Annotated in this window: 24 protein-coding genes; 8 read left to right on the forward strand and 16 right to left on the reverse strand. The window is 42.2% G+C overall.

The features are described from left to right. Nucleotides 1-9: 9 nt before the first annotated feature. From AC0L46_RS04065 to AC0L46_RS04100, 8 genes are all read right to left on the reverse strand, one after another. Nucleotides 10-762 carry an enoyl-CoA hydratase-related protein gene (locus AC0L46_RS04065; protein WP_473505968.1) on the reverse strand — a complete coding sequence of 251 codons (753 nt, stop codon included), beginning with the start codon at nt 760-762 and terminating at the stop codon, nt 10-12. A 103-nt stretch (nt 763-865) separates the two neighbouring features. Next, complete coding sequence (locus AC0L46_RS04070; protein WP_473505970.1) at nt 866-2,566, reverse strand: AMP-binding protein; 1,701 nt, start codon at nt 2,564-2,566, stop codon at nt 866-868. A gap of 114 nt (nt 2,567-2,680) precedes the next feature. Continuing rightward, nucleotides 2,681-2,995, reverse strand: coding sequence for an SCP2 sterol-binding domain-containing protein (locus AC0L46_RS04075; protein ID WP_473505972.1), 315 nt, complete (start codon nt 2,993-2,995; stop codon nt 2,681-2,683). A gap of 53 nt (nt 2,996-3,048) precedes the next feature. Continuing rightward, entirely contained in the window at nt 3,049-4,854 is a 1,806-nt protein-coding gene (locus tag AC0L46_RS04080; protein ID WP_473505974.1) for an acyl-CoA dehydrogenase C-terminal domain-containing protein, read from the reverse strand. A 222-nt stretch (nt 4,855-5,076) separates the two neighbouring features. Beyond that, on the reverse strand, nt 5,077-5,610 hold the full coding sequence (locus tag AC0L46_RS04085; RefSeq protein WP_414680254.1) for a DUF6882 domain-containing protein: 534 nt from the start codon (nt 5,608-5,610) through the stop codon (nt 5,077-5,079). A 9-nt stretch (nt 5,611-5,619) separates the two neighbouring features. Continuing rightward, a complete protein-coding gene (locus AC0L46_RS04090) occupies nt 5,620-6,651 on the reverse strand; it encodes a CobW family GTP-binding protein (RefSeq protein ID WP_473505976.1) in 1,032 nt (343 codons plus the stop codon). 44 nt (nt 6,652-6,695) lie between these two features. Further along, complete coding sequence (locus AC0L46_RS04095) at nt 6,696-7,442, reverse strand: DUF481 domain-containing protein (RefSeq protein WP_473505978.1); 747 nt, start codon at nt 7,440-7,442, stop codon at nt 6,696-6,698. A gap of 125 nt (nt 7,443-7,567) precedes the next feature. After that, complete coding sequence (locus tag AC0L46_RS04100) at nt 7,568-8,092, reverse strand: RNA methyltransferase (RefSeq protein ID WP_473505980.1); 525 nt, start codon at nt 8,090-8,092, stop codon at nt 7,568-7,570. A 106-nt stretch (nt 8,093-8,198) separates the two neighbouring features. Here AC0L46_RS04100 and AC0L46_RS04105 point away from each other — a divergent pair, with 106 nt between their 5' ends. Further along, the gene (locus tag AC0L46_RS04105) at nt 8,199-9,059 is read left to right on the forward strand and encodes a TraB/GumN family protein (RefSeq protein ID WP_473505982.1); all 861 of its coding nucleotides are present in this window, start codon (nt 8,199-8,201) and stop codon (nt 9,057-9,059) included. Nucleotides 9,060-9,220: 161 nt separating this feature from the next. Continuing rightward, nucleotides 9,221-10,513 (forward strand): NCS2 family permease, encoded by a 1,293-nt coding sequence (locus AC0L46_RS04110; protein ID WP_473505984.1) that lies wholly within the window; start codon nt 9,221-9,223, stop codon nt 10,511-10,513. 89 nt (nt 10,514-10,602) lie between these two features. On the opposite strand, the gene cpxA is transcribed toward AC0L46_RS04110, so the two are convergent. Both cpxA and AC0L46_RS04120 read right to left on the reverse strand, forming a co-directional pair. After that, nucleotides 10,603-11,982, reverse strand: a complete 1,380-nt coding sequence (gene cpxA, locus AC0L46_RS04115) for an envelope stress sensor histidine kinase CpxA (RefSeq protein WP_473505986.1) — start codon at nt 11,980-11,982, stop codon at nt 10,603-10,605. Next, entirely contained in the window at nt 11,982-12,668 is a 687-nt protein-coding gene (locus AC0L46_RS04120) for a response regulator (RefSeq protein WP_414680261.1), read from the reverse strand. Before AC0L46_RS04120 ends, cpxA begins: the two co-directional genes overlap by 1 nt. A 195-nt stretch (nt 12,669-12,863) precedes the next feature. Between AC0L46_RS04120 and AC0L46_RS04125 the strand changes: the two genes are divergently transcribed. Beyond that, nucleotides 12,864-13,400 (forward strand): CpxP family protein, encoded by a 537-nt coding sequence (locus AC0L46_RS04125; RefSeq protein WP_414680262.1) that lies wholly within the window; start codon nt 12,864-12,866, stop codon nt 13,398-13,400. 101 nt (nt 13,401-13,501) lie between these two features. Here AC0L46_RS04125 and AC0L46_RS04130 read toward each other — a convergent pair whose 3' ends face one another. Next, nucleotides 13,502-13,780: a hypothetical protein gene (locus AC0L46_RS04130; RefSeq protein WP_473505989.1), complete on the reverse strand. Its 279-nt coding sequence runs from the start codon at nt 13,778-13,780 to the stop codon at nt 13,502-13,504. 222 nt (nt 13,781-14,002) lie between these two features. On the opposite strand from AC0L46_RS04130, the gene AC0L46_RS04135 reads away from it, so the two are divergent. Beyond that, a complete protein-coding gene (locus AC0L46_RS04135) occupies nt 14,003-14,524 on the forward strand; it encodes a hypothetical protein (protein WP_473505991.1) in 522 nt (173 codons plus the stop codon). 85 nt (nt 14,525-14,609) lie between these two features. Here AC0L46_RS04135 and AC0L46_RS04140 read toward each other — a convergent pair whose 3' ends face one another. Together AC0L46_RS04140 and AC0L46_RS04145 are read right to left on the reverse strand one after the other, a co-directional pair. Continuing rightward, complete coding sequence (locus AC0L46_RS04140) at nt 14,610-15,608, reverse strand: branched-chain amino acid aminotransferase (RefSeq protein ID WP_473505993.1); 999 nt, start codon at nt 15,606-15,608, stop codon at nt 14,610-14,612. A 243-nt stretch (nt 15,609-15,851) separates the two neighbouring features. Further along, on the reverse strand, nt 15,852-16,118 hold the full coding sequence (locus tag AC0L46_RS04145; RefSeq protein ID WP_473505995.1) for a DUF1294 domain-containing protein: 267 nt from the start codon (nt 16,116-16,118) through the stop codon (nt 15,852-15,854). A gap of 168 nt (nt 16,119-16,286) precedes the next feature. Here AC0L46_RS04145 and AC0L46_RS04150 point away from each other — a divergent pair, with 168 nt between their 5' ends. After that, on the forward strand, nt 16,287-17,237 hold the full coding sequence (locus AC0L46_RS04150) for a M23 family metallopeptidase (protein ID WP_473505997.1): 951 nt from the start codon (nt 16,287-16,289) through the stop codon (nt 17,235-17,237). Next, nucleotides 17,141-17,581 (forward strand): bactofilin family protein, encoded by a 441-nt coding sequence (locus tag AC0L46_RS04155; protein WP_473505999.1) that lies wholly within the window; start codon nt 17,141-17,143, stop codon nt 17,579-17,581. The genes AC0L46_RS04150 and AC0L46_RS04155 overlap by 97 nt, the downstream gene beginning before the upstream one ends. 66 nt (nt 17,582-17,647) lie before the next feature. On the opposite strand, the gene AC0L46_RS04160 is transcribed toward AC0L46_RS04155, so the two are convergent. The 3 genes from AC0L46_RS04160 to apbC form a co-directional block, all read right to left on the reverse strand. Beyond that, nucleotides 17,648-18,064: an NUDIX domain-containing protein gene (locus AC0L46_RS04160; RefSeq protein ID WP_473506001.1), complete on the reverse strand. Its 417-nt coding sequence runs from the start codon at nt 18,062-18,064 to the stop codon at nt 17,648-17,650. Between the two features lie 241 nt (nt 18,065-18,305). Beyond that, nucleotides 18,306-18,893 carry a dCTP deaminase gene (gene dcd, locus AC0L46_RS04165; RefSeq protein ID WP_473506003.1) on the reverse strand — a complete coding sequence of 196 codons (588 nt, stop codon included), beginning with the start codon at nt 18,891-18,893 and terminating at the stop codon, nt 18,306-18,308. Nucleotides 18,894-18,931: 38 nt separating this feature from the next. Further along, entirely contained in the window at nt 18,932-20,023 is a 1,092-nt protein-coding gene (gene apbC / locus AC0L46_RS04170; RefSeq protein WP_473506005.1) for an iron-sulfur cluster carrier protein ApbC, read from the reverse strand. Nucleotides 20,024-20,325: 302 nt separating this feature from the next. Here apbC and metG point away from each other — a divergent pair, with 302 nt between their 5' ends. Continuing rightward, nucleotides 20,326-22,371: a methionine--tRNA ligase gene (gene metG, locus AC0L46_RS04175; protein ID WP_473506007.1), complete on the forward strand. Its 2,046-nt coding sequence runs from the start codon at nt 20,326-20,328 to the stop codon at nt 22,369-22,371. A 275-nt stretch (nt 22,372-22,646) separates the two neighbouring features. Next, nucleotides 22,647-23,228 carry an electron transport complex subunit RsxA gene (gene rsxA / locus AC0L46_RS04180; protein WP_414680979.1) on the forward strand — a complete coding sequence of 194 codons (582 nt, stop codon included), beginning with the start codon at nt 22,647-22,649 and terminating at the stop codon, nt 23,226-23,228. Nucleotide 23,229 lies beyond the last annotated feature (1 nt).

The following is a 23,229-nucleotide window of genomic DNA, read 5'->3' on the forward strand; positions in this document are numbered from 1 at the left end:
TTAAATAGATTATTTATTGCGAGATAAGAAACCAGCAAAAGCTTGATGAGCTTCTGGCGAGCGTAAACGGTCTTTAAATATTCGACCTTCACGCATTAGCGTCATCTGCACATTATCTTGATCATGGAACTTCAATAAATCCTTGCTGAGAGCCACCGCCTCTGGAGGCAAAGCCGCTACTTTTTCCGCGTACAACAAGGCTAGCTTATAAGCTTCACCTTCTTCACAAAGGTGATTAATCAGTGACATTTCGTAGGCTTCTTGAGCATCAAACGTTTCTCCTAAAACCAACAATTCAAAGGCCTTTTGATGACCAACGAATTTTGGCAAAAAGTAACTCGATGCGGCTTCAGGCACTAAGCCCAACTGGACAAAAGGAAATTGAAAACGCGCTTCACGGGAAGATAGTACTAAATCGCAGTGCAGCAGCATGGTGGCACCAACACCAACGGCTCGACCTTCGACCGCAGCAATAAGCGGTTTTTTATAGGTTGCTATCGCCTGTAAAAAAGTCATAGTCGCTTCCATCTTCTCTGGCTTCTGGGCAATTTCGACAAACTCATTAATATCATTACCCGCAGAAAAATGGCCACCAGCACCTCTTATTAAAGTTGCTTTAATATCAGGATTTCTTTCTGCACCATGCAACAGATCAGCCAAGGTTTGGTACATATCTAACGTAATGGCGTTCCGTTTTTCTACTCTGTCAAAACATAGAATCTGAATACCAGACTCAATATTTTCAGTAATAAACTGACTCATCCTTGCCTCCTGTGAAAATAACTAGGTTATCTCTCATGTAATGGTGATTCAGCCATTGCAATAGGCTTTCCCAAAGCAATGGCTTACTCGTTCACCTTATTCCTTACTTAGCCTTTTCTTCTTCCCTTAAGGCTCGACGTAGAACTTTACCTACATTGGTTTTCGGTAAATCTGTTCTCACTTCAACATATTTAGGCACTTTATAGGCGGCTAAATTCTCTTTGCAATACGCACGCAAAGTTTGAACATCTAAGGTTTCTACGTCTCCTTTTAACACCACAAACACTTTTACCGCTTCACCAGCTTTATCATCAGGAACACCAATCGCAGCAGATTCCAGCACATCAGGATGCGACGACACACAATCTTCCACTTCTGTTGGGTACACATTAAAGCCAGAGACAATAATCATATCTTTAGAGCGATCGACGATTTGTAAATAACCATCCTCGTGCTGTACCGCAATGTCACCCGTGATTAAGAACCCGTCTTCCGTCATCACATCACGAGTCGCCGATTCTTGTTTCCAGTAACCTTTCATCACTTGAGGACCGCGCACGCACAACATGCCAGATTCCCCTTGTGGCAAGGTTTGACCATCGCGACCTTGTATCTTTATTTCGGTTTCATCAACAGGCACACCGATCGTACCAATCTGTTCTTTACCGATTGGGTTAAATGCCACAACAGGCGATGTTTCGGTTAAACCGTAACCTTCAACCACTTGGCAGCCTGTCACTTTTTTCCATTCATCAGCAGCAAAATGCGTCAGTGGCATACCGCCTGAACAAGTTAGCTTAAGGTGTGAGAAATCTAACTCACGAAACTCTGGATTATTACAAAGGCCAACAAACAAGGTGTTTAGCCCCACAAAACCAGTGAAATCCCAATTTTTAAGCTCTTTAACAAAACCAGGCAAATCTCTTGGATTAGGAATCAGAACACTGTGGCCGCCCTGCTCTAAAAGAGTTAAGCCGTGAATCAAAAAAGCATAGATATGATAAAGCGGTAACGGCGCAATATAGGTTTCACTGCCTGCATCTATTATGCTGCGCAAACGGGAACTTAATTGATTCATATTGGCAATCAAGTTGGCGTGAGTAAGCATCGCGCCTTTTGCTACACCCGTTGTACCACCTGTGTATTGCAATACAGCAATGCTTTCAGGTGTTGCTTCATAAACAGACACTTTTTTACCAGCACCTTTCGCCAGTACACTGTTCAAACTGACAGCACTCGGAAGGTTATAAGCAGGCACCATTTTCTTCACATACTTAACAACTGAGTTGATTAAAAGACGTTTGACTGGCGCATGAAAGTCTGCAATTTCGGTAACAATAACGTGCTTGATTGAAGTCTTAGCAATGATCTTTTCAACATTGCTGGCCATATTAGCGAACACAACCAGAGCCTTCACGTTCGCATCATTAAACTGATGCTCTAGCTCTTTTGGTGTGTATAAAGGGTTTGTATTAACGACAATAAGCCCTGCTTTCATCGCGCCGAAAAGCACAACAGGGTATTGAATAACATTCGGTAATTGAATGGCGATTCGATCACCAGGAACCAGATCTGTTTCGTGCTGAAGATAAGCGGCAAACTGATTGGATTTTTCATTTAATTCACGATACGTCAGTGTTCTTCCCACACTGGTAAAAGCAGGAAGATCAGCGAACCTGTCCGTTGCTACCGCAAAAATATCTGTCAAAGAACGGTAACTACGTGGATTTAACGAATCAGGCAAATAGCTGCCGGGCTCTGGTCTAGCGTCTAAACCATTATGAGGTGAAGTATCCACATTCATATAAAGCTCCATTTGTTGTTTTTATTGAGGAGAGCAAAACAAGTGCAAAAGCTCAGCCAAATGTATCTTTGCTGAGCTTATCGTAAAGCACTTGATCAAATTTTATTCACGAACCTATAAAGGGAAAATTTGCGTCAGTTTTGTCGCTAACATGATGTCTCCGTCTGCGCGAATTTTACCTTGCATGAAAGCGGCCATGCCATCTAATTCTCCACTCATTACGTCTTTTAATGTATCTAAGTCCATACTTAATGTTACAGTTGGATCGTCATGCTCCCCTTCACCCATCTCACATTTCCCATCACTGATACTTAAGTGATAGCTGTCAGCGTCGTCTAAGTCAAATTGGAACACCGCTTCCATATCATCTGCTTCATCCGCATCAAAACGACCAAGCATAGATTCAAATACTGATTTTGCTTCGCTCATAATAGTTACCTCTTCAATCTTTTTAGAATTATTTTTTATAAACAGTTAAAACATTAAGCATTCAGAAATAGAAAGTTTTCTTCATCCATCGCTAATAGATTGTCAACGCCTGACAACATAGCTTCGGCATGCGCTTTCGTACGAGGCAACAGGCGCTCATAATAGAAAGTGGCTGTTTGCAATTTCGCAGTATAAAAGCCGACTTCATCTGTGCCTTCTTCTAGTTTTGTTTTGGCAACCACAGCCATACGGGCCCAGAAGTAAGCTAATACGACATAACCTGAGAACATAAGATAATCAACGGACGCCGCGCCCACTTCGTCTTTATTACGCATGGCTTTCATGCCGACTTTCATGGTCAAATCACCCCACTCGCCGTTTAACTTATCTAACGCAGTAATATAAGATTTGAAGCGCTTATCGCCTTTATGTTCCTTACAGAATTTATGGATAATTTTGGTGAAACGACGTAGCGTCGCGCCTTGTGTCATTAGGACTTTACGGCCCAATAAATCCAAAGCTTGAATTCCTGTTGTGCCTTCGTACAACATGGAAATACGACAATCTCGTACGTTTTGTTCCATACCCCATTCTGCAATAAAACCATGACCACCAAACACTTGTAGGCCTTGGTTAGCAGATTCAAAACCAGTTTCTGTTAAGAAGGCTTTTGCAATTGGCGTCAATAAAGACATCAATTCATCCGCTTCAGCTTTTTCGTCTTCTGTACCGCGCTTCGTGGTATCCACCAGCATTGAACAGTAATGAATAAGTGCTCGACCACCTTCAGCAAAGGCTTTCTGTGTCAGCAACATACGACGAACATCTGGGTGAACAATAATAGGATCAGCTGCTTTTTCTGGTGCTTTCGGGCCAGACAAAGAGCGCATTTGGAGACGATCTTTGGCATAGGCAACTGAATTTTGCAAAGCCCACTCTGCATGAGCAAGACCTTGCAAGGCTGTACCAATACGTGCCGTGTTCATAAAGGTGAACATACAGTTTAAGCCGCGATTTGGAGGTCCAATCAAAAAGCCTTTGGCGCCATCAAAGTTCATCACACAAGTGGCATTACCATGAATCCCCATCTTGTGCTCAATCGAGCCGCATGACACTTGGTTGCGGTCGGCTTTTTCACCTGACGCATCTACGCTGAATTTTGGCACAATAAAGAGTGAAATCCCTTTTGTTCCAGCAGGTGCATCAGGAAGTCGCGCCAGCACGATATGAACAATGTTTTCAGCCATGTCATGCTCACCAGCCGAAATAAAGATTTTCGTGCCTGTAATGGCATAACTGCCGTCTTCTTGAGGCTCAGCTTTGGTTTTCAACATACCCAAGTCTGTACCGCAATGAGGCTCAGTCAAACACATGGTGCCTGTCCATTCGCCAGAAACAAGTTTGGTTAAATAGGTGTCTTTTTGCTCATCCGTACCATGAATTTCAATAGTATTCATCGCACCATGGCTCAAGCCTGGATACATGCCCCACGACCAATTAGAAGTCGCAATCATCTCTGTCACCATCATCCCAAGGGAATCTGGTAAGCCTTGTCCACCAACACTTTCAGGATGAGATAACGACGGCCAGCCACCTTCAACGTATTGTTGATAAGCTTCTTTGAATCCGTCTGGCGTTGTCACAACGCCGTCTTTGAATTGACAACCCTGTTGATCACCAACACGGTTTAGAGGAGAAAGAACGCGCTCAGCAAATTTAGCGCCTTCTTCAAGAATGGCAGATACCATATCCGGTGTGGCATCTTCTGCACCTGGCAACTTCGAATAGTGCTCATTAAATTTAAGCACTTCTTCGGTAACAAATTTTATATCTCGTAATGGCGCTTTATATTCAGGCATAGCCTAAGACCTCTTTTTGTTATTGTTTTATGAGCCCAAAGAAGAACTCTTTCTATAGTAGAAAGGTTCCTCTATCAGCGTCATTCTCTCAATAACAAAAGATGCCAAAGTTAATGACAAAATAAATCAAGGCGGTTGCTTCTGAATGTCATAAACCTATCTCAAAAGCATCTCGAGACTTTAAGACAACAAAACAAACGAAGAATAAAAAGGGGCGAAACTTTACTTTTTCTTCTGTTTTAGATCTTTAACCCAGTTGATATCCGTAATCACCATATAGATAAAGCCTGTTTCTGCAGAGGTTCTATAAGCCCCTTTTCCTTTTAACAAATAGCAACTGACAGACGTCATATCCCAACCATCAGACTCACTGCCGTGCCATGTGTCTTTCTTCAAAAGTTTGAAGTTGTTTGTTTCACCGTGCTCTTTAACCTTGTGTATTTGGCTTTTTGCATTGTCCAGAATAGTGCCATTGGCCCAAGACCAAATCCACATTTTGCTTTTCGTCGATAAAGAACCAACAAACTGAACTTTAGCCATCACAACAGGGCCGTCATCATCAGAAAATACTAAGGTGCTATTTTCTTGATCCCAGTCGAAACGCTTGTACTCTCCAATTTTATAGGTAGAAACCAAGGACTTTTGTCGTTTAGACAAATAGTCATGAGCCGTGACAACAAAACTCTTCCATTGAGCAGATGGTGAATCTGGGCTTAATTCCAAAAAATCTAAAACTGACTTAACAATCTTTTTCATGCTGCCTCTTTAATGCTTCTCTAACCCCTGAATATTCACCTTAACAGGCCAATTACTTTCTAGGCTTCCAATCACTTCCATTCGGCTTGTTTCCTGCCATAGCGTTTTCGTAAAACTCACTTCCCCACGGGAAACATTCACTAATAATGCTTCTGTTGAGTCAATTGAAAAAACACCTTTGATTCGATAAACCCCTTCCAATGTCGACATGCCTTCAATCGTAGACTGTAAAGCCTCTTCATTAAAGTGCTGTTCGATCGGCCAACGCCAACCCAATACCTGCATTGCATCCTGATGCTTTTGATAATGCCAAGGGGAATTCAGCAAACAATCTTCGGAAGCGGCATGATGCTCATGCTTATGCTTATGTGAATGCTCATGCTCGTGTGAGTGCGAGTGCGAGTGCGAGTGCGAGTGGGTATGAGAATGCTCAGACACTTTATCCTCAACCAATACATCTTTTAGCCCGACATCTAAATCTGCAAGATCCAGCTTCATAGGATTAGACATAAAGAGCTCAGGTTGTGCTTTAGATTCATCACCGAAGTAATGGTTTAAAAAGCTTATGTCAGCGTCTTTGTATTTGTCAGAGTGACTCAAAACGATGCCATTCGCTGACTCAATTTGATCATTAAAAATCTCGTGTTGGGTATAACGCTCATCTTGTAAATTACGAGCGTCTAAAACGCAGAAAACACCGGTAAGCAATAAAACATCTTGGTACAAATCGCTGCGTAACTTTTGGACAATTTGTTTTGGATGACCAAGACCTGAAGGCTCAATGAGAATTCGATCCGGATTGTATTGTCGAATGAGTTGATTCAAGCCTTGCTGGAAAGCCGCCGAAGTGGTGCAACAAACGCAACCACCTGGAACTTCTTTAATGGCAACACCCGATTCTGAATAAAACGCGCTATCTAACCCAATATCACCAAACTCATTTACCAGAACGGCCCACTTTTCGTTTGCAGGGGCTTTTTCCAGTAGCTGACGGATCAAAGTCGTTTTGCCTGCTCCTAAAAATCCGGTGACTAAAGTCACTTTTATTCCTTGATAGCGCATATCCAAAATCTCAACTATTTCAATTAAAAGGTATAAGCCAATGACACGCTCGTCACTGTATCTGTATTCTCTTTTGTGCTCAGCACTTCACTGTTGTGAGTAATGCTGTAAGCCGCTTTCATGCTTAAATCTCGACGAATTTTTGTGCTAATCGCTGTTTCTGATTTCGTCTGAGTATTCTCATCAGACTCTAACGCCATTTCTGTACTAAACGTCTGTGTAAACTTGGCTGTCGAACTGATATTAAATAGATATTCTGCTTCAAGGTGAACAATCGCAGATTCTCCTTTCTCACCTTCATCCGTCTTGTTAAAAGAATAACCCGGACCCACACTGTAATCTAAGAAGGAATATTGGTTAGAGAAAAGCCTTGCAGAATAACCAACAGCAACCGTATTTTGGTACTCATAACCGCTTAAACGATCGTCTGTGTGAGATCCATAAACGAAGATAGAAGTATCCTCATCGCTTAATTTGTAATCGCTTTGAGCAGATAAAAATAGCTTCTGCGCCGTGGTTTTCGTTTCACCATCGTATTCACTTTTTTTATAGAGTGTATCGATCAAGTATTTATTTTTCCAAGCCCGAAAGTCTTGATGAAGCGTCGCCTTCCCCTTTAAAGAGGTACTTTCTGTATTACCTGACGTAGCGATAATCCCTAACTCTAATTCGGCTTTGAATGGCTCTAGCTTTTTTGGTGGTTCTTCTGCATAAAGAGTCGGAATCGTTAGAGTCAAACCAGTGAGCGTCAGTAACTTGAGCGTTTTCATGAGAACATCTTCCTTTTTCTGTTTAAAAAAACGAAGAAGATATTCTTTCATTGATCTCTTTTTATCTCAGTCAACATAGAGTTAACTATTTGAAAACTAATCGATAAAACAAAGAAAAAGCTTTATTAAGAACGCACTTTTACATTGTTATTTACGTCTTTACTCTGCTTAATCAAGTCATCTCCCGCGTCTGCTCTGGCGGATTTTGCCAAACGGTCATACAGCAGCACATTCACCGAAGCGGCCAGATTCATACAACCAACCGTTGGCACAAACACCACATGATCGGCTCGATCGACAATCTTTTGGGAGATCGTGCCGTCTTCTGGCCCAAAAATATATAACGCCTTTTCTGGGTGCTGAAAGCTTGGTAACGGAGTCGCACCTTGTATTAAATCGACACATATTATTTGAGTGTCAGGCTCAACAGCATCGATTAGAGTCTCAGCACTCAGAGTTTCTATATTGACTAAAGGAATAGTAGAACTGGCGTTTTTGGTATCTGTCGTCATTTTTGCCGCACGATCATAGCGCTGGCCAGAATACAGAACCTGATCCACTTGATAACAACCCGCCGCTCTCATTACTGACCCCACATTCTCAACCCCTTTCGGGTTTGTAAGACCAATAGAAACATATTCTTTTTTCATCGATAGACACTACACTGACATTGAAAACGGCGGAGATAGTACCACTATTTAAAGAGACAGTGACGACATCTCCTGTTCCAACAAACAAGATTTATTCGAGGCAGACATGCATTTCTTAAAAAAAATTGGCTTTACTCTTCTCGCCGCTGCCACATTTCAAACGCAAGCAGCTTCCGTCTGGAAGGTCTCATCTGAGACAAACACAGTTTACATTGGCGGTACTATTCATCTTTTAACACCGCAAGATTACCCTTTGCCTAAAGCCTACGACATTGCTTACCAAGCATCCTCGAAAGTCATTTTTGAAACCAACATGGACACCATTAGTTCTGCTGCTTTTCAAAAAAATCTTCAAAATAACATGCTTTATACCGACGGAACGACACTGGATAAGATACTGCCATCTGACACTTATCAATCCCTTGTCGATTACCTGAACAGCCGAAACATTCCGATCAACGCGGTACAAAACCTCAAGCCAAGTTCATTGGCAATGTCTTTGAATATGATTGAACTAAAACATCTGGGCTACACCAGTGAAGGTGTGGATATGTTTTATTCACGCAAAGCCACAAAGGAAAACAAACCAAAAGGTTGGCTAGAAGAACCAGAAGAGCAAATCTCTGCTCTCAGTAGCTTCAACCAGGAAAACGAAGAGCAAATCATAGAATACGCTCTAGACGATATTAAAGAGATGCCAAGCACAATGGATAAACTTCGGAACAGCTGGCGTCGAGGCGACATGGAAACCATGGCAAGTTTAGAAATTGTAGATCTCAAAAGAAACTACCCAGACGTGTATGAATCGCTTCTAACAAAGCGTAACAACCTATGGATGCCTCAGATAGAAACCATGCTAAATGACTCACAAGTTGAATTTATTATGGTTGGCGCCATGCATCTCGCAGGACCAGACAGCATTTTGAAAAAGCTTAAGAACAGAGGCTACGAGGTGAAACAACTGTAAAAGCACCTAATTGGGCTCAAAAAAGAGCCCATTTCCTTAAAACAGACAAATTCTTCTCCCAAATCACGGCCTATTTTTTTATACTAGCCGCCTTTAATTTTAGGGCTGACTAAACGATCAGCTTTAACACTCCCCCACTAAAGGCAAAAAAGGCAATTTTCATGCTCGAACGTTATTTCCAACTTAAAGCGCATAATACCTCCATACGCAATGAGGTCGTCGGTGGCATCACGACTTTCCTAACCATGGCGTACATCATCTTTGTGAACCCATCTATTCTTGCTCAAGCAGGTATGGACCAAGGAGCGGTATTTGTCGCGACCTGTCTAGCTGCAGCCATTGGTTGTTTGATTATGGGTCTTTATGCAAATTACCCAATCGCCTTGGCTCCGGGCATGGGCTTAAATGCCTTCTTCACTTACGGTGTTGTTTTAGGCATGGGCTACTCGTGGGAACAAGCTCTTGGAGCCATTTTCCTATCCGGTATTCTTTTCATTTTCATCAGTATATTCCGCATTCGTGAGTGGGTAATTAACGCTATTCCATCTTCCCTAAAGCTAGGCATTGCTGCAGGTATTGGTTTGTTCTTGGCGATGATTGCTTTCCAAAACTCGGGCATCATTGTTAAAAACCCTGCGACTTTGGTTTCTTTAGGTGATTTGTCTTCTCCTTCTGCTATTTACGGCTTTCTAGGCTTTTTTGTGATCTGTGCATTGGCTTACTTAAATGTCACTGGCGCCGTGATGATTGGCATTTTACTGGTCACTGTTTTATCTATGATATTTGGTCAAAACAGTTTTGGTGGTTTGGTTTCTATGCCGCCATCTATCGCACCGACTTTCCTTGCTATGGACATAGAAGGCGCTTTTCAAATTGGTATGATCAGTGTGGTTTTTGCTTTCTTCTTTGTTGATCTATTTGACACTTCCGGCACGCTAATCGGTGTGGGTCAACGTGGTGGATTGCTTGATAAAGAAGGTAAATTGCCTCGTTTGAAAAAAGCACTTTTGGCAGACTCAAGCGCAACGGTCGTTGGCGCTGCATTAGGGACCTCTTCTACAACAAGTTACATCGAAAGTGCTTCTGGTGTATCTGCTGGTGGTCGAACTGGTTTAACTGCTGTTGTGATCGCTTTGCTTTTCTTGTTAAGCCTTTTCTTTGCGCCATTAGCAGGTTCTATTCCAGCTTACGCAACGGCTGGTGCCTTGATGTACGTAGCGGTTCTAATGATAGGCAGTTTGGTACATGTTGATTGGGATGATATTTCTGAAGCAGCACCGGTTTTAATCGCAGCCTTCACTATGCCATTAACTTACTCAATCGCTGACGGCATCGCGCTTTCTTTCATCAGTTACGCGGTCATTAAATTATTATCTGGTCAAGGTAAGCAAGTTAGCGTTGCAGTTTACCTTCTAGCAGCATTGTTTATTGCCAAGTTCTTTGTGTTCGTATAACACTCAAAGAAAACGACAATAAACACAAAAAAAGAGAAGCAAAATGTTATTTGCTTCTCTTTTTTATTGGTCAAGTTTTACGGGTTAAGTCACACCAATGGCAAGGTCACTTCAACTAACAATCCACCCAATTCACTACGAGATGCCGTCACAGAACCATTATGCTGACGAATCGCACTTTCTGTAATGGCCAAACCTAAACCTGTTCCGCCACTGTGACGATCACGAGCCGTTGACACTCGATAGAAAGGCCTGAAGATAGATTCCAACTCTTCATCAGGAACCCCTTCACCATTGTCCTCAATACGGATATGTAACGCTTTCGCTTCTTCTCTCATATCAACGCGTATTTCATCTTTACTATAAGAAATCGCATTACGAACAATATTCTCCAGCGCACTCATCAAAAGCTGCGGATAACAAACAATAGAGCGATCTGGAATCGCCGACACATGGAGTGCTTTGCCCATTTGTTCGGCTTCGAACTGACAATCTGTCAGCAGCTCTTCCCACAAGCTAGAAAGCGGCTGTGCTTCTCTGTTTGTATGGTTGTCTACTTGCATACTTGATAGCTCAAGCAGCTTACCTATCATTTGCTCAAGTCGCTGAGCTTCTGTGTCAATCCGAGTCAGTTCCGTGCTCTCACCCTGCTTTCTTGTGGCCAACGCTTGCGCCATTCTCAATCGAGTTAATGGCGAACGTAATTCATGAGAAATATCCGACAACAATCGCTGTTGTCGGCAAATCATGTTGTTCACCGCTTCCACCATTTGGTTGAAGCTTTCTCCTGCTTGGCGAAATTCAGAGGTGCCTTTTTCCAAGCTAGGGTCCGTTTCAAACACACCTTGAGCCACTCTTTGCGCTGCTTTTTCCAATCGACGAGCAGGCTGACTTAACGCCCAAGCAAGCCATAAAAGTAAAGGCGTACTGACCAGCATAACCGCTAAAAGTAGACGAAATGGTTGATCAAACAGTTGCAATAGGAAACTTGGTGGCTCACTCTTTTTTACTCCGATATAAAGAAGACGATCTTCATCGCCAAGCTTAATCGGGAAAGGCCCTGATAACATGACTCTGCCATATAACTTTTGTTGGGGCTTAAGAGGATCTTCTACTCGAGTAACGAAATTTCGTAACATTCTCAATGTGAAATCAGACCGACGAGACCAAACCTGAATTTCACCATCAAGGTCCGTAATATACAAACGCAGTTTGCTGTCTTCGTCACCACGTTTCGAGCGGCGTTCTATTTCATCAATGACGGAATAAAGCTCTTTGTTTTTGACAAACTCTTGCTCAATTCTGTCTCTCACTTGGAGCATATCGCTGTAATGAGGTGGTGAAATGTCTTTGGTTAATCGAGGATCTAAGCGCGGTAAAGCCAGCACAGCCAGAATCACTAAGAACATGGTGAACCAGAAAATAGCGAAAATACGACCATACAAACTGGTGATTTTGGGTAGTTTCATTATTCCCCCTCAGCCAATAAGTAACCTCGACCACGCAATGTTTTAACTCTCGGTTTGCCATTCGGCCAATCTGGTAACTTCTTCCTTAAGTTAGATACGTGCATATCTACCGCTCGATCAAATGCTGCCAAGCGTTTACCTAAAACCTCTAAGCTCAAAACTTCTTTCGTGAGTACTTGCCCAGGGTTAAGTAGGAAGTAATGCAGTAAAGCAAACTCCGTACTGGTTAAATCCAAAAGATCACCATTGCAATAAGCTTCTAATCGACCAGGGTAAAGTTTAATGTCTCGATACATCACAAAGTCATTTTGAGTCCCAGCCTTGGTGACTTGAGTTCTTCGTAATATGGCACGAATTCTTGCTAATAATTCACGCTCACTAAACGGCTTAGGTAAGTAATCATCTGCACCAAGCTCAAGCCCAACAACGCGGTCTATTTCATCGCCTTTCGCTGTTAGCATTAACACGGGAACGTCCCATTTTTCGCGCAGCTGTTTTAAGGTTTCAAAGCCATTTAGTTTAGGCATCATTACATCAAGTAAAACCAAGTCCACACTTTCATCCATTGCATCTAATCCTTCCATCCCATCATAGGCGGTAGAGACTGTACAATTTTCAAACGACAACACTTCTTTAAGTAAATCACTTAACTCAATGTCGTCATCAATGATTAATATATGTGGCATGTGCTTTTCCTGAAAAATGATTAAAGAGACAAGTCATTAAGTATATTTTACGTTGAAATGACAACAATAATCAGGCCTTTACGATACTTTACCTTAGCAATACGCCACTTTACCTAACAAACTCTATTCTATCCCTATTCGCTGAACACACAGCGCAATAACGAATACCAACCTACAATATAGAAGGAAATGAATATGAAAATGGCAAAAAAAATCATCTTAGCATCTGTTGTTCTTCCATTCGCATTAAGTGCTGGTAGCGCGTTGGCTTTTGGCGGAAAAGACCATAAAGGCGGAGACGGACAATGCTTCCCAGGTTTAGACCGCGGCATCTTGAAACAACTAGAACTGACTGATGCTCAAAAAGATCAACTAAAAGAGTTGCGTAAAGCGGACAAAGAAGACCGCAAAGCAGATAGAGAAGAGCGTAAAGTAGCTCGAGAAGATCGCGAAGAAAACGGTATTCCTGAAGAGCGCAAAGAAGCTCAAGAGCAAAAGCTTGAACAACTAAACGGCTTACTATTAGCAGACAAGTTTGATCCAGCTGAAGCGACTAAAATCGCACAAGAAATGGCTCAAAAACACATCAAACGCCAAGTGAGTATGCTGAACAAGCAATACCAAATGATCAGCATTTTGACACCTGAGCAAAAAGAAAAATTCGTTGAGCTTCAGGAAGAGCGTTTAGACAATTGCGCTGAAAAAATGCACAAGGGTAAAGACCGTAAATAATTGCTCTAAATAGCAAAAACGCTCCCCCTAGTTAGCAAAAAGGCGACTCACCTTAACAGTGAATCGCCTTTTTTATGTTTCTTTTTAAACTATCGATTCTATCAACGGCGCTTCCAAATCCTAGCAACAGCCTGATCACTGCCCAATAACCCAACAATTTCACATACGATGCCCGTTATACCAAAAACAGCAATTGGAATGATCCCTGCGAACTCGCCTGTTTTCAATGTAAACACCAAGGATACCGTGGCAATAACAAAACATAGCAGACCTAATACCAGCAAAATAGTACGGTGAGACTTTTTATAATCGTATTCCCCTTCCCCAGACTCAAACATATTCAAAATCGGAGCACATAACTTTTTCATCATTTCTTTCATTGATCATCGCCTTAATGTCTGGAGTACACGTCTTCATAATCTTTACAAATAAGAGAACTCTATTTATATCATTAAGTTACCTAAAAATAAGAACTCTCTTCATAAAATATCCCAATTCATCATTAAACTTTTATCAAAGCAAGCCGTTGAAGTAGTACAGAAGTTGCCATACAGCTATCACTTCGCTATTTGTTGTCTCAATGAGAACTAGGGGAAAAGGACATGAAAAAAATTATCGTTTCAAGTATTGCAGTAGCCACAATGGCTTTGTCTGCTGGCGCACAAGCTGCACCTTTTAATTATATCGATTACGCTATGGGCACAGTTGATTACGGTTCTGGCGCATCAGATGGCGACTACTCTAATTTGTCTGCCGTGTTCGAAACACCCATTGTTCCGTTAATTTCACTTGAATCTGTTGATTATGGTGGCGCTGATATTTTGAAACTAGGTATCGGTAACTATATTGAATTAGGCAGCTACACGACTCTATTTGGCTTTGTTCATTACAACGACTACGACGAAGCTGACAGCGACTTCAGCATAACGGCTGGTGTAAACAGCACATTAACGGATCGTTTAGAGCTAAGAGCGTCTTACTCTACATACACAGATCATGATGGTTTTGATGGTTTTAAAGTTGGATTGGGATACTACTTCACAGAAAACTTCTCTATTTCTGGTAACTATGAGTCTCTTGATTTCGCAGACATCACTTCTTTCTCAGCAAGAATCAGTTTCTAAATTCATCTTTTAGAAATAGATATAAAAAAAGCGGGTAGAAACTTCATATTTCTACTCGCTTTTTTATGTCAAAAGAAAAACTAAATTAGCTTACTTTTGTCAACCAACCATGAGTATCTTCTGCTTTACCCCATTGAATATCATTCAATGCTTGGCGAAGTTTATTTGCGATTGGCCCCGGCTCACCAGAACCCACTTTGTATTCTTTCTCATTATGAATAAACGTACCGACAGAAGTTAATACCGCTGCTGTGCCAGACAATACCGCTTCTACTTCTGGTTTAGCGGCGCGCTCTAGCAATTCTGCAACAGTCAAATCACGTTCTGTTACCGTCATGCCCAAATCTGCCGCTAACGTCAAAATAGAAGAGCGAGTCACACCATGTAGGAAAGACGTATCCAAACCTTTGGTGATGATTTCGTTGCCATCAATCAACAAGAAGTTTGCTGCGCCGGTTTCTTGCACATCGCCATTTGGGCAGAACAAAATCTGGTCAGCTTTCACTTCTTCATTGGCTTTCTTGATTGGACCTAATGCGCTGGCGTAGTTACCACCACTTTTGATCATGCCCATGTGAGGCGCACAACGCATACCCGTTTCATCCAACAAAAGGCGCAATGCTTTCGCACCACCTGTGAAATAATCGCCTACTGGAGACAACAAAACGTACAACATAGAAGCCGCTGTTGCGCCTGCTGCTTTACCTACGTTTGCTTCTGTTCCTATGTGAGTTGGGCGAATGTACATAGACCCTGGTGGCTCTGGTACATCTGTTGCGAATTCAGCAACAACATCTAAAATCATTTTTGTAACCTGAGCTTCATCCAACTCAGGCAATGACAACAAACGACTACTTTGCGCTAAGCGCTTAATGTTTTGGTCCATTCGAAATACGTGCACACTACCATCAGCGTGGCGAAAAGCCTTCAAACCTTCAAAGCAGGTACTTGAGTAATGCAACACATGCGCACCAGGATGCAATTGAATGCTATCTGAAGAGACTAGGTTTGCTTCACTCCATTGATTGTTTTCAAATGTTGCTAATGCCATTTTCGGCATAAACACGCTACCAAAAGCCGCCATTTTTGTTTCCTATATAAATAAATGATTACGAGTAACAGCAAATTCAAAGCAAAAAAAGTAAGGCTCTAAAATTCCACGTTACGACCCAATGACAAGATATTAAAGGGGAAAGCAGATTGAGGAAAGTAAATCGTTTCATGCAGCCAGATAAAATCACACCTTTTTGCACCTTAGGCACGTTTTTTCATTCCTAGCATCAACAACCTAAGAATTAGAACCATAAAAACACTTTAAAACCAGCTTCTACAGGATCCAGATAAAAAGCATTGAAATAAGAATATTGGCAACAAGAGTCAACCAAAACACCACCTGAAAACGGCGCTTTTTAGTCTTATGACGGAACATACTTTGGCCAAACATAGCACCAAGCCATCCCCCCAGAAACGATAAGATATGTAAGGTGCGTTCACTGATACGCTGGCTTCCTCTTTTTGCGGCGTATTTATCAATACCGTAAATAAAGAAAGTCAGCACGCTTAAGAAAGCAAAGTAATACGCTAAAAATATCATCTAAAAACTTCTATCAGATTCCTACCAAGTCTATCGCTCATCTACAGTTGAATAAAAACTTATCTCAAGTGTAAAGGCCGCTTTTGATATGTAAGAAAAACTATACAAAGACAAATGTTCTATTGTATACCTAAACAATCATTTTTATGTTGGTGACAAAAACAGGCAATGAAAGACCACTTAACCATTTCCATTTCTTCGGTTCATGGAAGCAAGCACTTTAGTTTTGGGAAGAGTTTTCGCCATACATTTAAAATTATTAGTTACGCCATCATTATTGCTCTGGTCGTCATGGCTGGCGTGATTTATTACCTAGTTAATGAAGCCGAATTTGCCAAGATTAAACAAAATGAACTGGAAACAAGATCGTCTTCTTTAAGTCGTGAACTTACCGCCTTAACTGAGCTCAAGACCAACTTGGAAAGTGACCTATTAGAGCGGGAAGAAAAAATGCAATTGGTCTCTGACCGATTGGGCGATTTAGAAAACCTGTTAGGCATGGAAAACGATGCGACTAGCGAGCTTGAATCACGCTTAGACACAGCCGCCATTCACTCGTCCGTACGTATTATCATGCTCACTCAGATTCCCAGTGGTGCTCCCGTTAAAAACGCCAGAACCTCCTCTGGTTACGGAGAAAGAATACACCCTGTTACCGGTATCAAAAAATTTCACCGAGGACAGGATTTCGCAGTAAACACAGGCACTCCAGTGTATGCACCTGCTGACGGTGTCATTGAAGTGACCCGACCAAGCAATGAAGGCTCTGGAAACTACCTACGCATTTTTCATGCTCATGGTTTTTCCAGTTCCTACTCTCATTTAAGTAAGTTCGCCGCTAATAAAGGCGACTTTGTAAAAAAAGGCGATCTCATTGCTTATTCAGGAAACAGTGGTTTATCTTCTGGGCCACACCTTCATTATGAAGTAAGGTTTATTGGGCGAGCGCTTAATCCGAAACCTTTTTTGGATTGGGATGTCGATAATTTTGATTCAATTTTCAAAAACGTAAGAGGAATAGGATGGGAATCTTTGGTGGGAAAAATCGAGTTAAGAGTCAGTCATCAACTACAACTCTCATCGCAGAAGGCTGCTCAATCAACGGACACATTAAAGTAGAAAACCAGCTTCAAATTGACGGATACGTTGAAGGACAAATTGAAGTAAAAAATCTACTGAGAATCAGTGAGACAGGCAATGTCGTAGGTGAAATTCTTACCGAACGCCTTATCATTAACGGCACATTTGAAGGTGTTTGCCGAGCCACCTACATTGAAGTACTCAGCTCTGGCCGAGTCACAGGCACGGTTTACAGTGACAACCTAAGCATCGAATCTGGCGGCAAGTTTATGGGTGTCACCAAATCGCCAGAAGAACTAACAAGTGATCAAAACATCATTGAACAGAGTGAAGCTGAGCCTGAATCTGAACAAAAAGACCTAGCCTACGATCAAACCACATAGTTTTTTAGAAAGTCCAAAAGTGAAAATCACGCCAAGAGGGTTTTCACTGCGATGAACGAAAAGCGATTAAGAAGCCACCAGAAATTCATCTCTCACCAAGGATAACAAAAAGGTTTCACGCTCAATGGACATACCTTTCTTGTCGCTGTTTTTGATCGTATTCAGATTATGTTCAATCGCATCATGAACATTAATCCACACAGCTTTCATGCCATTTTTTACTTCGTAATCTTCTAAGTTCGTCTCGCCTAATTCTTCATCAATATCGCAGGTATAACAGTAAGAATTCATCTGAACAATGTCGAAATCTTCCTTGTACCAAGGGCGAAATTCCTCATACATACCAAAGGCTTTCACATTACGAATATTCTGCGCGCCCGTTTCTTCTGCCAATTCACGGATCAAACCTTCAACCTGATTCTCACCTTCATCTATGCCACCGCCCGGCAAGGTGTAATCATCATAACGTTGTGTATAAAGCATTAAAATTTCCTCGCCTTTTAACACAATCCCTCGTGCAGCAAGGCGCAAAAAGGAAGATTTATCTAGTGAATTCAGGCTTGGATGAACGGTCGATTTTAACAGACGCATAAAGAAGAATACTGTGGTTGTTGAAGTGAAAAAGAATATTGGATTTAAAGGGGTCAGAGCCCTTTAAATCCAATAAGAGTGTGCATTTCGATATGAATTTATTAAAAGGGTTCTGACCCCTTTAACTGCTAGCCTAAGACTTATCACCCGAAATCCGGCTGCCAACTGCAGAGGTTTGGTTTTTGTATTTCGCGTTGTCACGTTTGTTGTAAGGACGCTCTGCTGAGCCAGACATGGCTTCAAAGTTGATTGCGCCAATGGTCATTCCTGGGCTGAGGGCAATTGGCAGTTTGCCTCCGTTGAGGAATTCCAAAACAATGCCGCCGCTCCAACCTGGGTCGATTCGATGAGCCGTTACGTGAACCATTAAACCAAGGCGCGCCAAAGACGAACGACCATCTAACCAACCAACCAGATTATCTGGCACGGTGACGGATTCTTTCGTCACACCCAACACCAATTCACCAGGGTGGATAAAGAAAGGTTTGCCGTCTTCCACCAAAATTTCATCACTCATAACGGATTCAATTACTTTGCTTAAATCCGCTTTTGAGCTACTAAGATCAAGATACGGTGCTGGGTGACCTTGAAAAACTCGAAACGAATTCCCCAATCTAAGATCCACAGACACTCCACTGATAACACTGTTATCAGGACGAGGATCAATGACGATAGAACCCTCATCTAAGGCTTTTATGATATCTCGGTCACACAAACGCATTACTTTTCCTTAATAGGCAGTTAAATCATTGTCTTTCTTTAATCATCGCTCATGCCAATGGTTGGCATGACAAATTGCTGATTATCTGAAGCACCTTGTTGGGACGTAAGGGTAGCACCAAGCTTGCGTGCAATCGACTGATAAATGCCTGCCGCATCACTTTCTGGCGCGTCAGCAACAATCGGCTTGCCTGCGTCACCTTGTTGGCGAATCGCTAAACTCAATGGCAACTTGCCCAATACGTTAACATCATATTCTTTGGCAAGGCTCGCGCCACCTTCGTCACCAAATATTGCTTCATGATGACCGCAATTAGAACAGATGTGTGTGGACATATTTTCAACCACACCCAACACAGGAATCTTCACTTTATTAAACATCTCAATGCCGCGGCGAGCGTCTAACAAGGCGATATCTTGTGGCGTCGTCACAATCACAGAGCCAGCTACTGGCACTTTTTGCGCCAAGGTAAGTTGAATGTCGCCAGTTCCCGGTGGCATGTCGATGAACAAGTAATCAAGATCATTCCAATCCGTTTGCGTCAAAATCTGCATTAGCGCACCTGTTACCATTGGTCCACGCCACGCAACGGGCGTATCTTTGGTCGTCAAAAACGCCATCGACATCACTTGCACGCCATAAGCAGTTGGTGGAATGAAGAACTTTTCTTCACGTACTTCTGGTCGAGTACCATCAGCAAAGCCCATCATCATGCCTTGGCTTGGGCCGTAAATATCCGCATCTAAAATACCAACGCGCGCGCCCTCTTTCGCCATCGCTAATGCAAGGTTCACTGTGGTTGTGGATTTACCAACACCTCCTTTACCAGAAGCAACCGCAATAATATTTTTCACGCCTTTTAAGCCTGGGATGTTACCTTGAGTCGGCTGACTTTTTATCTCGTGCGTTATTTCTAAAATTATCTCTCGGCTATCGCCCAATGCCGTTTTAATACGTGCTTCCAATGAAGCCTGTTCCGTCTCTGCTGGATAACTCAAATTTAATACGATATGCAGGCGACTTTCATCACCAGTGACTTCCCAAACTGCGCCATAGGGCTGACCGCTGTTTTCATCAATCAGGCTTTCTAGCTTGGCGAGCAATTCTGTTTGTTGCGTGTTTGTTGTCATTTAGCGCTCCTAGTGGTGAGAAGAAAACTTGTAAAACGGACAAGAATAAGAAGTACAACACTTTTCCTTGCCTTCATTCCAACTTCGTTCTCAGCACTCTTTGCAAAAGTAAATTAAAATCATGTGGCAAATGTGGGGGCAAATTGCGGAAAAGCAAGTCTAGCCCTTGCACACGAGAGGCTGAGACTTATAATTACGCCTTCTAAATGCTATCCGTATTTTTGGCTATTTATTGAACCATTATCTTAGTTTAATTACCGATAGAATAATCGACCTTTTTTAATCCAGCAGGCTTATCAAAAATGGCACAAACGCAACGCAAAATATTAGTTACCAGCGCGCTTCCTTATGCAAATGGCCCTATCCACCTTGGCCATATGATTGAACACATCCAAACTGATATTTGGGTACGCTTTCAAAAAATGCGCGGTCACATGTGTACAGCTGTTTGTGCCGATGATGCTCATGGTACTGCCATCATGATCAAAGCTGACCAAAACGGCATCACGCCAGAAAAGCTAATCGACGGTGTTCGCCAAGAACACATGGCGGATTTTAATGACTTCTTAATTGGCTACGACAACTATCACTCCACACACTCGGAAGAAAACCGTGAGATTTCTTCAAGTATTTATAAAGCGTTGCGCGACAACGGTAAGATTTCTGTTCGTTCCATTAAGCAAGCTTACGACCCTGAAAAAGAAATGTTCCTTGCCGATCGTTTCGTAAAAGGAACGTGTCCTAAGTGTAAAGCAGAAGATCAATACGGCGATAACTGTGAAGTGTGTTCTGCCACTTATAGCCCGATGGAAATGATCAACCCACGCTCTGTGTATTCCGGCGCTACACCAATTGAAAAAGAATCAGAACATTACTTCTTCAAACTGCCAGACTTCCAAGACTTCTTAGCGAAATGGACACGCAGTGGCACCTTGCAAGATCAAGTCGCCAACAAACTTTCAGAGTGGTTAGATTCTGGCCTACAAGAATGGGACATCAGCCGTGATGCTCCTTACTTTGGTTTTGAAATCCCAGACGCGCCAGGCAAATACTTCTACGTTTGGCTGGATGCTCCTATCGGCTATATGGCCAGCTTCCAAAACTTATGTGACCGTACAGAAGGCCTAAACTTCGACGATTACTGGGCGAAAGATTCTGATGCTGAGCTGTACCACTTCATCGGTAAAGACATCATTAACTTCCATGCTTTATTCTGGCCTGCGATGTTAGATTGCGCTGGTTACCGCACACCAACTAAGGTGAATGCCCATGGATTTGTGACCGTTGATGGCAAGAAAATGTCCAAATCTCGCGGCACTTTCATTAAGGCTCGCACTTATTTGAACCACCTTGATCCACAATACTTACGCTACTACTTTGCAGCAAAATTAAACTCAAGCGTGGATGACATCGATTTAAATTTAGAAGATTTCATCCAACGAGTGAATTCAGACGTAGTAGGTAAAGTTGTTAACATTGCAAGCCGCACAGCCAGCTTCATCACGAAAAAGTTTGACGGACAATTAGCTGCGCAAGTAAGCGAAGAAGCCATGATCCAATCTTTCATTGATGCGGGCGACCTGATCGCTGAGCACTTTGAAAGCCGTGAATATGGTAAAGCGGTTCGTGAAATTATGCGTCTTGCAGATATTGCCAATACTTATATTGCTGAACAAGCGCCATGGGTATTAGCGAAAGACGAAGCAACTTTACCTAAGGTTCAAGAAGTTTGTACTGTTGCCTTAAACCTATTTAGTATTTTGGCAACCTATTTAAAACCAGTAATGCCAAGCTTGGTTGCCGATGCAGAAGCCTTCTTGAACAAAGAACTTACATGGGACAACCGTAGCGAACTTTTGTTTGACAACAAGGTAAACACCTTCAAGCCTCTTATCGGCCGCATCGATCAAAAACAAATCGACGCCATGATCGAAGAAGGCAAAGTTGAAGCGGAAGCCGCTGCACAAGCAACCGCTCAGGCGAGCCAAGTAGAAACAGAACTCAGCAAAGAACCTATTGAAGCAGAAATCAATTTTGATGATTTCGCGAAAGTAGATCTTCGTATTGCATTGATTGCAAAAGCAGAGCACGTTGAAAAAGCCAATAAGCTATTAAAACTGACTTTGGATATTGGTGGTGAAACACGCACTGTATTTTCTGGTATTAAGTCAGCTTATAAGCCAGAAGATTTAGAAGGCAAATTAACCGTGATGGTTGCTAACCTAGCGCCTCGTAAAATGAAGTTTGGTTTGTCTGAAGGCATGGTATTAGCAGCAGGCCCTGGTGGTGAAGAAATTTACCTGCTTGAGCCTCACAGTGGTGCCAAGCCTGGCCAGCGTGTCATGTAAGATCAGCGCTGATCTGCTCTCTATTGCTTGGCTTATTGGAAATTAACACTCTAAATAAGAAGAGTTCTTAATAAGCTAAGCAATAGAATTTTCAATTCAATATAAACTCTATTTATATAAGTCTAGCTTATTATCTATATACTTAATCAGACTAAAAATGCAGCACTTTTAGCTTTGTTAGTTATAAGCAGATTGGTATAGTTACGCCATTAAAGATACATCTATAAACTCGTATCTATACTATTCAATTCACCATATATTTTTTTGGACGTGAGATGACTGAATATCTCTTGATACTAGTCAGTACCATACTGGTTAACAATTTTGTCTTAGTACAGTTTTTAGGACTTTGCCCTTTTATGGGCGTGTCTGGCAAACTGGAGACCTCTATTGGCATGGCAATGGCCACAACCTTTGTATTGACTCTGTCGAGCCTATGTAGCTATCTCACTTTCACTTATATTCTCCAGCCATTTGGCCTTGAGTACTTGCAAACCATCTCCTTTATTTTGGTGATTGCCGTTGTGGTTCAGTTCACTGAAATGGTGGTGCGTAAAACTAGTCCTTTGCTTTATCGCGTTTTGGGGATTTTCTTGCCTCTTATTACAACAAACTGCGCAGTATTGGGTGTGGCATTGCAAAACATAAGCAAACAAAACGGTTTCGTCGAATCCATTCTTTATGGTTTCGGGGCAGCGGTCGGCTTCTCTTTTGTCTTGATTCTATTCTCTGCTATGCGCGAACGTATCAACGTGGCTGATGTACCGGTTGCTTTTAAAGGCTCTGCGATCGGCATGATCACAGCAGGACTTATGGCGCTTGCTTTCATGGGCTTCACCGCCCTTGTACAGATTTAGG

This window comes from Marinomonas sp. 15G6-16 (genome assembly GCF_055809555.1).